This is a genomic window from Acinetobacter sp. ATCC 27244 (genome assembly GCF_000156555.1).
Classification (GTDB): domain Bacteria; phylum Pseudomonadota; class Gammaproteobacteria; order Pseudomonadales; family Moraxellaceae; genus Acinetobacter; species Acinetobacter haemolyticus.
In genome coordinates this window covers 110,567-124,950 of record NZ_GG665953.1, presented here as the reverse complement: position 1 = coordinate 124,950, position 14,384 = coordinate 110,567, and the positions used below count along the sequence as shown (strand labels likewise).

Annotated in this window: 13 protein-coding genes and 1 pseudogene; 7 read left to right on the top strand and 7 right to left on the bottom strand. The window is 39.5% G+C overall.

The annotated features are described in order from the left end of the window. Positions 1-10: 10 nt before the first annotated feature. From HMPREF0023_RS07120 to HMPREF0023_RS07105, 4 genes are all read left to right on the top strand, one after another. Positions 11-1,273 carry a DcaP family trimeric outer membrane transporter gene (locus HMPREF0023_RS07120; RefSeq protein ID WP_005083085.1) on the top strand — a complete coding sequence of 421 codons (1,263 nt, stop codon included), beginning with the start codon at positions 11-13 and terminating at the stop codon, positions 1,271-1,273. Positions 1,274-1,442: 169 nt separating this feature from the next. After that, entirely contained in the window at positions 1,443-3,083 is a 1,641-nt protein-coding gene (locus tag HMPREF0023_RS07115) for a phosphoethanolamine transferase (protein ID WP_008941619.1), read from the top strand. Between the two features lie 14 nt (positions 3,084-3,097). Then, positions 3,098-3,775 carry a DNA-binding response regulator PmrA gene (locus HMPREF0023_RS07110; protein ID WP_005083080.1) on the top strand — a complete coding sequence of 226 codons (678 nt, stop codon included), beginning with the start codon at positions 3,098-3,100 and terminating at the stop codon, positions 3,773-3,775. Positions 3,776-3,777: 2 nt separating this feature from the next. Then, entirely contained in the window at positions 3,778-5,118 is a 1,341-nt protein-coding gene (locus HMPREF0023_RS07105; RefSeq protein ID WP_008941618.1) for a sensor histidine kinase, read from the top strand. Between the two features lie 22 nt (positions 5,119-5,140). Here the strand turns inward: HMPREF0023_RS07105 and HMPREF0023_RS07100 are convergent, their stop codons facing one another. From HMPREF0023_RS07100 to HMPREF0023_RS07075, 6 genes are all read right to left on the bottom strand, one after another. After that, entirely contained in the window at positions 5,141-5,953 is an 813-nt protein-coding gene (locus HMPREF0023_RS07100; RefSeq protein ID WP_008941617.1) for a hypothetical protein, read from the bottom strand. A 173-nt stretch (positions 5,954-6,126) separates the two neighbouring features. Continuing rightward, the gene (locus tag HMPREF0023_RS07095; protein WP_171057918.1) at positions 6,127-6,852 is read right to left on the bottom strand and encodes an amino acid ABC transporter ATP-binding protein; all 726 of its coding nucleotides are present in this window, start codon (positions 6,850-6,852) and stop codon (positions 6,127-6,129) included. Positions 6,853-6,866: 14 nt separating this feature from the next. Continuing rightward, positions 6,867-7,550, bottom strand: a complete 684-nt coding sequence (locus HMPREF0023_RS07090) for an ABC transporter permease subunit (protein WP_004640466.1) — start codon at positions 7,548-7,550, stop codon at positions 6,867-6,869. A gap of 1 nt (position 7,551) precedes the next feature. Further along, positions 7,552-8,295 carry an amino acid ABC transporter permease gene (locus HMPREF0023_RS07085; protein WP_004640464.1) on the bottom strand — a complete coding sequence of 248 codons (744 nt, stop codon included), beginning with the start codon at positions 8,293-8,295 and terminating at the stop codon, positions 7,552-7,554. A 78-nt stretch (positions 8,296-8,373) separates the two neighbouring features. After that, the gene (locus HMPREF0023_RS07080) at positions 8,374-9,318 is read right to left on the bottom strand and encodes a transporter substrate-binding domain-containing protein (protein ID WP_005083077.1); all 945 of its coding nucleotides are present in this window, start codon (positions 9,316-9,318) and stop codon (positions 8,374-8,376) included. Between the two features lie 452 nt (positions 9,319-9,770). After that, positions 9,771-10,955, bottom strand: coding sequence for an ammonium transporter (locus HMPREF0023_RS07075; protein ID WP_005089390.1), 1,185 nt, complete (start codon positions 10,953-10,955; stop codon positions 9,771-9,773). Positions 10,956-11,362: 407 nt separating this feature from the next. Between HMPREF0023_RS07075 and HMPREF0023_RS07070 the strand changes: the two genes are divergently transcribed. The 3 genes and pseudogenes from HMPREF0023_RS07070 to HMPREF0023_RS07060 all read left to right on the top strand — a co-directional run bounded on the left by HMPREF0023_RS07070 (position 11,363) and on the right by HMPREF0023_RS07060 (position 13,943). Then, on the top strand, positions 11,363-12,268 hold the full coding sequence (locus tag HMPREF0023_RS07070; protein WP_008941612.1) for an AEC family transporter: 906 nt from the start codon (positions 11,363-11,365) through the stop codon (positions 12,266-12,268). 121 nt (positions 12,269-12,389) lie between these two features. Next, positions 12,390-13,431 (top strand): annotated as a pseudogene (locus HMPREF0023_RS07065) (molecular chaperone DnaJ). 143 nt (positions 13,432-13,574) lie between these two features. Beyond that, the gene (locus HMPREF0023_RS07060) at positions 13,575-13,943 is read left to right on the top strand and encodes an endonuclease domain-containing protein (RefSeq protein WP_008941609.1); all 369 of its coding nucleotides are present in this window, start codon (positions 13,575-13,577) and stop codon (positions 13,941-13,943) included. A 37-nt stretch (positions 13,944-13,980) separates the two neighbouring features. Here the strand turns inward: HMPREF0023_RS07060 and HMPREF0023_RS07055 are convergent. Continuing rightward, a partial coding sequence (locus HMPREF0023_RS07055) for a hypothetical protein (protein ID WP_008941608.1) occupies positions 13,981-14,384 on the bottom strand: 404 nt, incomplete at its 5' end.

Below are 14,384 nucleotides of genomic sequence, written 5' to 3'. Positions count from 1 at the left end.
CCAGTTTTCGATGCAATTATCACTAAATAGTAAATCATTTGTAATTAAAGGTTTAGCGCTAACGGTCACGGCTTTGATGATGAGCGGAGCACATGCGGCAGCTTCCGATAAGGAAGAAATTCAAAAGCTTCGTCAGGAAGTTGAAGCATTAAAAGCTTTAGTCCAAGAACAACGACAGGTACAACAGCAGCAGCAGGTACAATTAGCGGAAGTTAAGACCCAGCCTCAAGTAACCACGCCTGTTTCTCCATTAGCATCTTTAAAGTCGAAAGCGGGAGCTGACGTAAATCTGTATGGTTTTGTTCGAGGAGATGCCAACTACATTATCGAAGGTGCAGATGATGATTTTAATGCTGTAAGTAAGTCAACAGGTGAGGCGAAAGATAAATTACGGGCCACAGCTAAAACAACACGTCTTGGTTTAGATTTTACCACGCCAGTCGGTGATGCCAAGGTAGGAGGGAGAGTTGAGGTGGACTTCGCGGGCACCAATGAGGCATTACGTATTCGTCATGCATACTTAACTTATGATAACTGGCTCTTTGGCCAAACCACATCAAACTTTCTATCGAGCCATGCGCCTGAAATGATAGACTTCTCTACCAACATTGGTGGTGGTACAAAGCGTCTTCCGCAAGTCCGTTATAACTACAAATTGGGTCCAACCACACAGTTGTTCGTTTCAGCAGAAGAAGGTGATAGCTCAGCAACTGATGATAAAATTAAATATAGATTACCTGTGTTGACAGCTAAAGTGACACAAGCTTATGCAGAAGGTAAAGGTTCTGCTTCAGCACGTGCTTTAGTTGAAAATTATAAATCAGAAAAGGCTGGCGACGATAAAACTGGTTGGGGTATTGCTCTAGGAACTGACTTTAAAGTTGCTGACCCATTGAAGCTTTTTGCTGATGCCTCTTATGTAGTGGGTGATAGCAGTTATCTTTATGGCAGCAACACAGCTTATACCGTAGTAAATGATGATATAGAGCAAAATGAAGTCATCGCTGTACAAGTCGGTGGAACTTATAAAATCTTACCTAACTTGCGTTCAACATTAGCATACGGTGCTCATTTTGCTGATGATGGTACTGACTATGCCAAAGCCAATGTCACAGCCAATGAGAAAGTACAACAAGCTTGGATCAACTTTATTTATACGCCTGCGAAACCAATTGATTTAGGGGTTGAATATATCAATGGTAAGCGTGAAACATTTGAAGGTAAGTCTTTTAAAGATAATCGTGTTGGTTTGATGGCGAAATACAGCTTCTAACACATCCCTATACGCAAGGATAAAAAATCGAGGTTAAGCCTCGATTTTTTATTGATAAAACTCTTCAGAGGTTCTATAGCAAATTAGAGTCTTTTATCTTTAAGTCATTTTTAAGTTTGTTTCAGTAAGGTTTCAACACTCCAAAATTGATTGGTAGAGTGTGACTTTCATGCTGCTGCAAAAACTCAAGATCAAAGCCATTTCTCTACTGACTTTTAACCTTTTATTGGCAGTTTGGTTGGGATTATTCCTTAATATTAGCTTTTATGAAAGACTTCGATCACTCACACCCTATACAGGGATAAAGGCGAATTTATTTGTTGCCGCCTCTGTTATGGTCGTGATCGCCGTATATAACTTTATCTTGCAGTGGGTGAGTTGGAAGTGGAATGCAAAACTGATTGCGATGATTTTAATCGTAATCGGTGGGTTGGCTTCTTATATGGTAACAAGTTTAGGGGTGTTGATCACTGCCGACCAAATTCAAAATATCATGCAAACTAATTTTGCAGAAGCTCGAGATACATGGTCATGGAGTTTGTTGTTATGGGTCCTAGGAATGATTATTTTTCCTATCACCGCAATGCTTTTGATTCCAATTAAATCTGAACCGATCACGGGTCAAATTTTAAAGAAAGTTATGGCTTCAGGACTGGCTTTGTTGCTTGTAGCTGGGACACTATTTATTTTTTATGTTGATTTTGCTGCAATTTTTCGTGAGCATCGAGATTTAAAACGTATGCTATCGCCACAAAATATGCTTGCAGCATCTGCTTCTTATTATAAAAAGAAAGCACCACAGCAAAATCTACCTTTGCTTGGTTATGGTTTGGATGCAGAGATTCACGATCAAAATACAGAAAATTTACCTAAATTAATGGTGTTAGTGGTTGGTGAAACAGCGCGTGCTGAAAGTTTCGCTTTAGATGGTTATGCAAGAAATACCAATCCCAAACTTGCTCAGCAAGAGATCATCAATTTTTCCCAAGTGAGCTCTTGTGGTACAGCAACGGCTGTATCTTTGCCATGTATGTTTTCAGGCATGCCTAGAGTGGATTATGATGAGCAACTCGCCAGTCATCGTGAGGGGTTATTGGATATCGCTAAGCGAGCGGGTTATCAAGTGACGTGGATTGATAATAATTCAGGTTGTAAAGGAACCTGTGACCGTGTTGAACAGTTTAAAATACCAGATACGCTTCAACAAAAATGGTGTAAGAATGATGAATGTCTTGATGGAATTTTAGTCGATAGTTTAAAGGTTTATCTAGAAAAAATTCCAGCACAAGATACGCGTCCACGCTTGGTTGTGTTACATCAAATTGGCAGTCATGGCCCTGCGTATTATGAACGTGTACCGAGAGTATTCAGTCAGTTTAAACCAACGTGTGATACCAATGCGATTCAAGGTTGTGATCATGATCAATTGATCAATAGTTATGACAATACGGTGCTCTATACAGATCATATATTGGATGCATTAATAGAAACATTAAAAAATACAACGCAATATCGAAGTGCAATGTGGTATTTATCAGATCATGGTGAGTCCACTGGTGAACATGGTATGTATTTACATGGCGCGCCCTATGCAATCGCACCAACACAACAAACCCATATTCCGATGTTGATGTGGTTTTCTAAATCATGGCAGCAACAGGCAGAAAAACAAGTGCACTGTTTGTTACAACAACAGGATAAAAAACTGAGTCAAGATAACTTATTTCCAACCATGCTGAGTTTATTGGATGTGAAAACCAAAGTGATTGACTCAAACAACAATATGCTAACAGCATGTACCCATCCATAAGGTGAGATGAGCTTATGACCAAGATCTTGATGATCGAAGATGACTTTATGATTGCAGAGTCAACTATAACCTTATTGCAATTCCATCAGTTTGATGTTGAATGGGTCAATAATGGTGTAGATGGTTTGGCTTTGCTCGGAAAGCAAGCTTTTGATTTGGTGTTGCTGGATTTGGGTTTACCTTTGATGGATGGTATGCAAATCCTTAAACAAATTCGTCAACGCACGGCAATGCCCGTGTTGATTATTTCAGCGCGTGATCAACTACAGAATCGCGTCGATGGTCTTAATCAAGGTGCAGACGATTATCTGATTAAGCCCTATGAGTTTGATGAGTTGCTGGCTCGTATCCATGCTTTATTGCGCCGTGGCAATACTGTCATGAATCAGAATAAAGGTAATACCCAACTTCTTAAAAGTGGTGATCTTATTCTCGATGTGGAACAGCATTTAGCGACGTTTAAAGGGGAGCAAATCGAACTCTCGAACAGAGAATGGGCGATTCTGATTCCGATGGTGACACATCCTAATAAGATTTTTTCAAAGGCAAATCTAGAAGATAAGTTGTATGATTTTGATAGTGAAGTCACCAGTAATACAATCGAAGTGTATGTTCATCATTTACGTGCAAAGTTGGGTAAAGACTTTATTCGGACAATTCGTGGATTAGGCTATCGACTAGGGCAACCTTAATAATGCTAAAGATATCTAAGCAATTTTCACTGAAAAAACGACTGATCTGGGGGACTTCACTTTTCAGTCTTTTGCTTGGATGTCTGCTGGTATTTACTGCTTATAAAATTGCATTGTATGAAGTTGATGAGATTCTAGATACGCAAATGCAGTATATGGCGGAACGATCTGTCACGCAGCCGATGACCACGATCGCCAGTAAAGTAGAACTGCATCGAAGTTATCATGAGGAAGATTTGCTGGTTGATATTTGGGCATATAAAGATCGTAGTCATTTATCACATCATACCCATTTGCTTATTCCGCCGGTACAACAAGCAGGTTTTTATAGCCAAGAAACCCCTCAAGGTAAATGGCGAGTATATGCGATCCCTTTGCAAGACTATCAAATCCAAGTCAGTCAGCAAGAAAGTGTGCGTAAGAATTTTGCATGGGAATTGGCTGGGAGTATGTTTATTCCCTATGTGTTGCTTTTGCCATTTGCCATCATCATTCTCGCATTTATTATTAGTTTAAGTTTAAAACCTTTGGATGATTTCAAAGAAGAGCTAACACAGCGTGATTCAGATGGCTTAGCTCCGATTGATAGCGGTGAGTATCCTCAAGAGTTGATACCGACCATTGAAGAAATGAATCATCTATTTGCGCGTATTCAGCATGCTCAAGCTGAACAAAAACAATTTATTGCAGATGCAGCACACGAACTCAGAACTCCTGTGACTGCATTAAATTTGCAGACGAAAATTCTGATGAGCCAATTACCAGAACAACAGTCCTTACAAAATTTAAGCAAGGGGTTGGCCCGTATTCAGCATTTGGTCACTCAATTATTGGCCTTAGCAAAGCAGGATGTTGGCCTAATGTTGGTGGAGCCGCATAGCCAATTTCGTTTAAATGATGTTGTATTGGACTGTATCGAGCAACTGGTTAGTTTGTCGATGCAAAAAGAAATTGATCTAGGATTTGAACGCAATGATATCGTGGAGATGCAAAGCCTTGAATCCACAGTACATTCGATTATATTTAATCTGATTGATAACGCGATTAAATACACCCCCAATCAAGGTATTATCAATATTTCTGTATATAGCGACGATAAAGATTTTGCCTGTATTCAAATTGAAGACAGTGGTACAGGTATCGATCCTGAAAAGTATGATGAGGTTCTGAAACGTTTTTATCGTGTCCATCATCATTTGGAAGTGGGTAGTGGCTTGGGATTGTCCATTGTTGATAAAGCTACGCAACGTTTGGGGGGAAGTTTAACCTTGGCTCAAAGTAAAGATTTGGGTGGATTATCCGTGACTGTTCGACTTCCCAAAACCCTTGAACGACATACTTAGTATCAGTTCTATAAAACATAAATTAAATGCTGATATTTACTTCTGATTGTTCTTTTAAATAGCGTAAAAATAAAACACATTTTTGGATACGTTTTCCATCATTACCGACTTTTTTGATGTTTAAATGAGATATCCAGTTTAGGCGTTTTCCAACTTTACAAATGTCTTTATAGACTTGTGGTTCAGCCAATAATACTCGATAAAGTGTGTGGCTGGCATCATTTAATTGTTCAAATTCAAAATGATAGGCAGTTGAAAATATAAATAATAGCCAGTCGCGAACAAAACAGTCATGTAGACTAAGCACATCTCCAGGATCTGTCTCAAAATCAATAAAACTAAAGTGGTTCTGCTCATCAATTAAAATATTACGCGCAAAAGCTTCACTTAAATAACCTTCATTAAAATGGATGTTCTGGATTTCTTGTATTGCTTGTTCAAATAACGAAAGTTGTACACTAGGCTTTTTTTTACGGCCTGCGAGAGCTTGATCAAGTTGTTTTACTTTACTTTGACGTTGTATGCTGAGATCTTCTAGTAGAATTCCTTTTTCTGAGATAGCAAGTACATTCGGCGTAGAAATACCAAGTTGTTTGAGTTGATTAATGCGGTTAAATTCACACTGGATTGCTTTGCTACCACCTTGATTTGGAACAGGCATGATTGCGCCTAAATTGAAAATTTTGGCGAGCCATTTCAGGGGTGTGTATAACCATAAGCCATGACGTTCAGATGCTTTCTTTAACCATACTTTACCCGTGCTTAATTCATATGCTTGGATTGAATCTTGTTGAGTTGTAACTGTGGCATCTAAGAATTTTTGAAAGTCATCCATGTGCAGCTATTTATTCCTAAGTCATCATACTCATTTCAATGAGGACTCACTTTATCATATTGTGGCTTAATTACGGAATTGAAATATAGCGATGTGTGATGGCGAAAAGAAAATTAATGGCTTATATTTTAGCATAAAGCAACCGAGTCGGCTGCTTTATGCTTGCGATGAACTTAATGTAAAATTTTATCCAGAAACTGCTGAGCACGCTCGCCGCGTGGTGTACCAAAGAACTCATCTTTGGAACAATCCTCAACAATTTTTCCTTGATCCATGAAAATAATACGATTTGCGACCTGACGAGCAAAACCCATTTCATGGGTAACACACATCATCGTCATCCCTTCCTTGGCAAGTCCAACCATCACGTCAAGCACTTCATTGATCATTTCAGGGTCAAGTGCAGATGTAGGTTCATCAAACAACATCGCAATCGGATCCATACTCAACGCACGGGCAATTGCAACACGTTGTTGTTGTCCACCTGAAAGCTGTGCAGGGTATTTATTGGATTGTGCACTTAGTCCAACGCGGTCGAGATAAGCCAAACCTTTCTTGTTCGCTTCTGCTTCTGAACGACCTAACACTTTAATCTGAGCAATGGTTAGATTTTCGGTAATACTGAGGTGAGGAAATAATTCAAAGTGTTGAAACACCATTCCGACTCGACTGCGTAATTTGGTCATATCGGTTTTGGAATCATGAATCGGTACACCATCTACAAAAATTTTACCCTGTTGAAATGGCTCAAGACCATTTACAGTTTTAATCAATGTCGATTTTCCTGAACCTGATGGACCGCAAACGACAACCACTTCACCTTGACGGATTTGAGTAGAACAGTCGGTCAGTACCTGAAACTTTTCATACCACTTACTGACATTTTGGAGGTCTATCATTACTTTATTGTCACTCATACACGTAACCTCCTTTGTAAACGTTTCACTGCAAATGTTGCGATGGCACTAACGGTAAAGTACACCAACCCTGCAAATAAAATATATTGGGTAAGTAAGCCCATTAGATCCCCACGGACATAGTTTGTTCTGAAAAAATCCAGCAAACCAATGGCATATACCATGGTGGAATCCTGAAATAGAATAATAGTTTGTTGAAGTAATAGCGGGGTCATTTTTCGAAATGCCTGAGGCAAGATTATCAGACGCATGGACTGACCATAACTCATGCCGAGAGCGGCCGCTGCGGCAACCTGACCTTTTGGAATCGATTGGATACCAGCACGCACAATTTCAGAAAAATAAGCAGCTTCAAATAACATGAATGCCACGATACTAGAGACTAAAGCAGTATCAATGGTCAGATATTTACCTGTGATCGAGGTGTAAATAAACGGTACCGCAAAATAAAACCACATCAGTACCAGCAGTAGTGGAATGGAGCGAAAGAGGTTCACATAAGCTTGTGCGATTAGGTTCAAGACTTTAATTGAAGATAAACGCATTAGCGCAAGCAGCGTACCAATAAAAATACCGCCAATTGTGGCAATCACGACCACTTTTATGGTGATGCTGAAACCGTGCCAAAGGGCAGGGCCAGATTGTTGTAAATCATTCAGAAAAGAAGTTAGCCATTCCATACTACTTACCTCCTGAAATTAGACCAGGAATACGCAGACGTTTTTCCAGTAGGTTCATTGCAGAAATCAAGCAGATGTTGATGACGATAAAAATGATGGTGACAATGGTGTAAATTTCGATGGTATTTTGCGTGTATTCACTGATGGTTTTCATCTGTGAAATAATTTCCGCAACCCCGACAAGGGAAGCTACAGAGGTGTTTTTTACACAGTTCGTTAACTCTGAACTCAATGGGGGTAAAATTGTACGGAAAGACTGTGGCAGAATCACATAGCGATACAGTTGTGCCGTAGAAAAGCCCATTGCATAGCCTGCATTGATTTGACCTTGGGGTAAGGCTTCAATGCCCGTTCTTACTTGTTCACAAACACGTGCAGCGGTAAATAGTCCGAGTCCGATACTGGCAGAAATCAATGCGGTGGTATTGGCACCGAGATCACTCATCCACCAGTTTTTAATTGGTGCAGGGAGAAAGTTTGGAACCACATAAAACCAGATAAATAACTGAATAAGTAAAGGTACATTCCTAAACAGCGTGACGTAGGCGGTGCCTATGGCTCTGGCTGTTTTATTTGGAAGTGTACGCATAATGCCAAGGATACTGCCGAGAAGCATGGCAATCGTCCACGCTACCACAGCAATAACCACCAGCCATCCTAGACCCGTTACAACCCAGTTTAGGTAAGTGGTATCACCCACACCCGTTGATTGCCACAAAACTCCCCAGTTCCAGCTATAAGTCATAATAACTCCTGAGAAGAAGCGGGAGAACATCCATTGTTCCCCGGTTCCGCAATAATATTTTCGATATAAGTGATTGGGTTATTGATCCCGATCATGCGGATTGCTGATTAACGCTTTAAGTTGATCAGACATAGCAAAGTTCAGGTTAATATTTTTAGGTGGAATTGGTTGTTGGAACCATTTCTCGTACATTTGGTTAATTTCACCTGAAGCGTAGGTGGCTTTAATAGCATCATCAACCACTTGTTTAAATCCGGTATCACCTTTGCGCAACATACAGCCATAAATTTCTTGGATAGGTGCAGTGCCCACAATGTCCCATTTATTCGGATCTTTGGCTTTTGATTTTTCACCCGCAAGTAAAATGTCATCCATCATGAACGCAACCGCACGACCATTTTGTAACATCAGGAATGATTCAGCGTGGTCTTTGGCAGAAATGATTTCACCAATACCTAATTCTTGTTGATGCTGACGGATGTAACGTTCTGAAGTCGTACCTGCGGTGGTTACTAGTTTTTTGCCTTTGAGGTCGGCAAAATCTTTAATTCCAGAATCTTTGGCTGTTAACAGTCGTGAACCAACTTCAAAGAAACCCACTGAGAAATCAACTTGTTGTTGGCGTTCTTTATTATTGGTGGTGGAACCACATTCCAGATCTACGGTACCGTTTGATACGAGGGGAATACGGTTTTGGCTGGTGACGAGGTTATAACGGATTTTCAGGTCAGGCATATTTAGTTTTTGCTTAACAGCCTCAACCACTTTCAGTTGTAGATCATGGGCATATCCTTCAGGCTGATTTGGATTGCCAGCAATGTAAGAAAATGGAATAGAAGAATCGCGATAACCTAGCACGATCGTGCCAGAGCTTTTGATTTTATTTAAGGTACCTGAGGTAGAGACATCACCTTCAGTTGCTTTATCACCTGCGGCTGGAGCTTTATTATCACTACAGGCACTTAGGCCGAACATTAAAGCGCTTGCGCAAAGCAAAGAGGTCATGGTGCGTTTAGGTGTCATGTACAAAACTCCTTTTGTATCGTTATGGACGCATTCGTAATTGTTACTATTGAGCGGTCAGTTTTTATGAAAAATAATATCTTTTTTCATGTATAAAAATACATTAGTTTTCATATTAATAGACTTCAATACGGTTGCTCAAGCGATATTTTTTACGGTTTTGTTAAACGTAACTATGGATCAATCACGCAATTTAATAACGAACGAATTACAGTAAAAATTGCAGGAAAAAGAAAGCATAATACATGCCACAACTTGTATTTTTGGCGAGGATAAATTTCAGCGTAAATTTTAGGATGTAAAACCATAGATGACATTAGAACTAGGTTTCGTTCTAGATGTTATATGTCGTCAAAGTTTAAAATAAACGCCGTGATTGATCTGTAATTCTTTAAATCCGTATCATCGTCGAAAAAAAAGCGGCTAGATCGCCGCTTTAAATAATTGAAAAATTAGAACATTGATTGCTCTGAGTTCGCTGAAATTTTATGAACAGATAGGTCGGCACCACGGAATTCTTCTTCTTGAGATAAGCGAATACCTATAGTGAGCTTCAATAGACCATAGACGATGAAACCACCGATTAAAGCCACACTAATGCCCAATCCTGTGCCGATTAATTGTGAAATAAAAGATACACCACCCAAACCGCCAAGTGCTTGTTGGCCAAAAATACCTGCAACGATGGCGCCGAATGCACCGCAAATACCATGTAAAGGCCAAACACCAAGTACATCATCGACTTTGAGTTTATTTTGAGTATAAGTGAAGAAGTACACAAAAATCGCACCTGCACTTGCACCAATCACTAATGCACCAATTGGATGCACAATATCGGAGCCTGCACAGATTGCCACAAGTCCTGCCAACGGGCCATTATGTAAGAAACCTGGGTCATTTTTACCCATGAAGTTGGCTGCTAATGTACCACCCGCCATAGCCATGAGTGAGTTAATGGCGACGAGTCCTGAGATGGCCTCAACACGTTGCGCGCTCATTACATTAAAGCCAAACCAACCCACGATCAAAATCCATGAACCCAAAGCCAGAAAGGGAATAGATGATGGTGGATGAGCACTTACGCGTCCATCTTTATAGCGACCATTTCGTGCACCCAACAACAAGACTGCTGCAAGTGCGATCCAGCCCCCCATCGCATGGACGACGACTGAGCCAGCAAAGTCATGGAACGGAGCACCAAACTGATTTTCCAACCATGTTTGTACACCATAATTACCATTCCAAATCATACCTTCAAAAAATGGGTAGATCAGTGCGACTAATAATAAAGTGGCTAATGCCTGAGAGCGCATCTTCGCGCGTTCTGCGATACCACCTGAAACAATCGCAGGAATCGCTGCGGCAAAGGTGAGTAAGAAGAAGCAACGCATGAGGTCATAGCCATGATTGGCAGATAGTAATTCGCCAGTCACGAGGAAATTTTGACCATAAGCAATCCAGTAGCCGACAAAGAAGTAGGCAATTGCAGAGATACAGAAGTCGGTGAGGATTTTACTAAGTGCATTGACTTGGTTCTTATGGCGTACTGTTCCTAGTTCGAGGAAAGCAAATCCAGCGTGCATAGAGAGGACGAGTACAGCACCAAGTAATAGAAAAAAGATATCTACGTTTTGCATAACATGCTCGATATAAGTGCTAAACCCAATTTTGGTGCAAATAAAACGATCATTTTTTGCACCAAAATGGATTTAATTCATCTAAAAACTAGAGCGATCTATAAAAAGCTCATTTTGATGCACTGAGATATGCAAAAAACGCACCAATTTAGAGGTAATATTTTATTTTTGATGAAAAGTAGTGCATTTTGGCTTTTGGGTAGAACCTTAAGCCATTATTTGATATTAACTGGAAAATGAGCATGCATGATGGTGTGACAGAGCTAGATGCTTCTAATTTATAAAGTTCATATCGTACTTAAGTGTAATAACGGGTTTAAAACAAACTGTAAATCATCTTTAATCAATACCAATAAGTTGATTTTTGAAATATCCAAGCACTGCAACATTAAAAGCTGAGTAAAGTAATGAATAGTATTATTCTGGCCCTATTTCCTTTGGTGGCATTGATTGCATCAGGATATCTATTTAAAAAATATCATTTCCTGAGTCAAGATTTTTGGGCAGGTGCAGAAAAGCTAAATTACTATATTTTATTTCCTGCTTTATTATTCAATACCTTATCGACCACAAAGGTGGACTTTCAAAGTCTGAGTACAGCGATATTCGCTATGTTCTTTGTCGCGCTGCTCGTGACGGCTTCTATGTATGTATTGCGAATGTTTTGGAATATTCAGCCTGCTCGTTTTGGTGTACATGTCCAAAGTTTGGTTCGTTTCAATACTTACATTGGTTTAGCGTTGGTTGCTTCTTTATTCCAAAAAGAAGGAATGGCGATTTTGGTGATTTTACTGGCGCTGTGTATTCCGTTGGTCAATGTGATTTCAGTGCTGGCTTTAACCTCTAAAGAGCAGATGGCGGTTAAACCTGTTTTAATTGCGTTACTCAAGAATCCGTTGATTGTTTCTTGTATTGTGGGTGGAGTGGTTAACGTTTTAAATATTCCGATTTGGGATGGTCTTTCTGGTTTGATCAAGCTGTTTTCAGCATCAAGTTTGCCACTGGGTTTGTTATGTGTTGGCGCGGCTTTACAGTTTATGCAGATGAAAAAAGATATTGTGGTGTTAGTTGCGGATACATTTGCTCGACTTTTAGCGGTACCAGCTTTGGCATTTGTGGTCTGTACATGGTTAGGTTTGCCAAGCTTACAAACTCAAATTTTAGTGGTGTTTTTTGCTTTGCCAACGGCATCCGCTGCTTATATTTTAACGAAGGTCTTGGGTGGGGATAGTCAATTGATGGCTGCGGTGATTAGCTTTCAAACTTTATGTGCGGCTGTGACCCTGCCAATAATGATTTGGTGGGTATCTTGAACTATAAATCAAGTGACAAGATACTCTTCATGCTTAAACATAAGGATATTTTTCTATACTTATAAAGAGTTAATTACTTATTTGTCTTATTATTCAATTCTTCTTTTTCAGGTAGATGAACATGTCCTTTGATCTCGACGTCAGTTTTAAACAAGGGTCTGAACCATCTGCACAGCAGAAGAAGCTGAATCGTCTGATTGATCAAATAGAACAGCAAAAAATCAGCCTTGCCACATGGCAGAATGCGCAAGCCGAGATTCAACAACATACCCGACAGAAGCTCATGCCAGTGTATCGTGAACTACACGAGGTATTGTTTCTACAATTAGAGCAACTTTGGCACTTGTTGCAATCGCATACATTTTCCAAAAATGACTTACAACAACTCGATGAAAAAATCGCACAACTTGCCTGTATTTTGAAACGCTCACAACTGTTGAATGAAGAACAACTCACTCTTGTGAAGCAGATCGATGCCTTTTATCAGCAACACGTACAACAATCTGTTAAAAAGCCTAAAAAATCACAGTCAAAAAAGTTTGAGTATCAAGCTTCATCTGAGCAGAGTATCGAACAACATGCAGAACAAACGAGTGTACAAGAAGATGACTTTGAGCAGTATGCGGCAGAACAACAACAGGCACGAGAGAAAGCCAAGCAGTTACGACAGCAACAAAAACGTGAACAAGCCGAGCAACTGGCAGCACAGTCACTTAAAACGGTGTATTTAAAAATTGCTGCGATGATTCATCCTGACCGTGAGCAAGATGAATCTAAAAAAGCAGAAAAAACCGAATTGTTTCAGCAAGCGAGTCAGGCGTATGGACAGCAGGATTTATTTTATTTGTTGAAACTTCAATTACAGCTTGAAAAGAATAAGGGTGTAGGAAATAAAGAGTTATCAGCAGAGCAAATGAAGTTTTATAAACTGGCTTTGGATGCACAGAGTCAGCAGCTTGAAAGTCAAATTGATGAGATTTTAGATTCTTTTCATTTAGCAAAGAAAGTAAAAGCAGAACATCTACATATTAGTGATGTGTATAAAAACGATTGATGTGGATTGTGCTGAGTTAAAGCAGCAGTTGAAATGGGAAAAGGAGCGTTTAAAGCATATGAAAAAGGTGAGTGGGGTGGAGATGTTGTTGGGGCATGGGGGTTTGTAAGCCTTAAAAAGCACCTCTCCCTAACCCTCTCCTAAAAGGAGAGGGAACACCCACTAAAATATTGGTTTTCATGAAATTAGATGCTACTCCCTCTCCCTCAGGGAGAGGGCTGGGGTGAGGGTAATTAAAATGGAAAATAAAAAATGAAATTAGACCCACAATTATTAGAATTCGCCAAAACCATGCGGAGTAATGCGACAGATGCCGAAAATCTGATGTGGCAATTGCTTCGTGCTAAACGATTTATGAATCTTAAATTTCGCCGTCAGCATGTGATTGCACCATATATTGTAGATTTTTACTGTCATGATTTAGGTTTGGTCATTGAGTTAGATGGTAGTCAGCACGGGACTAATGATGGAAAAGAATATGACGCTGAACGAACTAAGTTTTTAGAAGCTTTGGGTTTGAAAGTTGTGCGATATTGGAATCATGATGCATTAGGTTGTACGGATGTGGTTTTGGAGGATTTATGGCGGAGATGTGCTGAATTGAAAAATACCTCACCCTAACCCTCTCTTACAAGGAGAGGGTTGGGTTGAGGAAAAATTATTCAAGATTAAACGATGAGTCTAAACCTATTAATGTGTGGTCATTAATAAAAATCTGTAGTTCACCAGATTTTTCATTTTTAATAATGTTATATATATCTTCAACTGCACTTATATAGTCATCACATGGATTATAGTTTCTACCAATATAAATCACTAAGGGAGACTCTTGCAGATAATCAGTTTCTTCAAGAAAGTAGTTATATGCATCTTCAAAAATTTTATGGATTGCTAATTTTATACTTTCCTCATCAGATAATGGAATTGGCGATGAAACTTGCATAATACCTTGTGTATAAGGTTTACCTGATACTTTACACAATATTTTTTCTATTTTTCTAAACATAAATGGTCTATTAAAATCTTCATTAATCATAATGGAAAAAATTATATCTTTTAGGC

What these genes read in the sequence shown, in the direction of transcription:
- HMPREF0023_RS07080 (WP_005083077.1), bottom strand. Translation starts at nt 9,318, where the DNA reads ATGACACCTAAACGCACCATGACCTCTTTGCTTTGCGCAAGCGCTTTA.
- HMPREF0023_RS07070 (WP_008941612.1), top strand. Translation starts at nt 11,363, where the DNA reads ATGAATAGTATTATTCTGGCCCTATTTCCTTTGGTGGCATTGATTGCA.
- HMPREF0023_RS07060 (WP_008941609.1), top strand. Translation starts at nt 13,575, where the DNA reads ATGAAATTAGACCCACAATTATTAGAATTCGCCAAAACCATGCGGAGT.
- HMPREF0023_RS07115 (WP_008941619.1), top strand. Translation starts at nt 1,443, where the DNA reads ATGCTGCTGCAAAAACTCAAGATCAAAGCCATTTCTCTACTGACTTTT.
- HMPREF0023_RS07100 (WP_008941617.1), bottom strand. Translation starts at nt 5,953, where the DNA reads ATGGATGACTTTCAAAAATTCTTAGATGCCACAGTTACAACTCAACAA.
- HMPREF0023_RS07120 (WP_005083085.1), top strand. Translation starts at nt 11, where the DNA reads ATGCAATTATCACTAAATAGTAAATCATTTGTAATTAAAGGTTTAGCG.
- HMPREF0023_RS07075 (WP_005089390.1), bottom strand. Translation starts at nt 10,955, where the DNA reads ATGCAAAACGTAGATATCTTTTTTCTATTACTTGGTGCTGTACTCGTC.
- HMPREF0023_RS07090 (WP_004640466.1), bottom strand. Translation starts at nt 7,550, where the DNA reads ATGGAATGGCTAACTTCTTTTCTGAATGATTTACAACAATCTGGCCCT.
- HMPREF0023_RS07105 (WP_008941618.1), top strand. Translation starts at nt 3,778, where the DNA reads ATGCTAAAGATATCTAAGCAATTTTCACTGAAAAAACGACTGATCTGG.
- HMPREF0023_RS07095 (WP_171057918.1), bottom strand. Translation starts at nt 6,852, where the DNA reads ATGATAGACCTCCAAAATGTCAGTAAGTGGTATGAAAAGTTTCAGGTA.
- HMPREF0023_RS07110 (WP_005083080.1), top strand. Translation starts at nt 3,098, where the DNA reads ATGACCAAGATCTTGATGATCGAAGATGACTTTATGATTGCAGAGTCA.
- HMPREF0023_RS07085 (WP_004640464.1), bottom strand. Translation starts at nt 8,295, where the DNA reads ATGACTTATAGCTGGAACTGGGGAGTTTTGTGGCAATCAACGGGTGTG.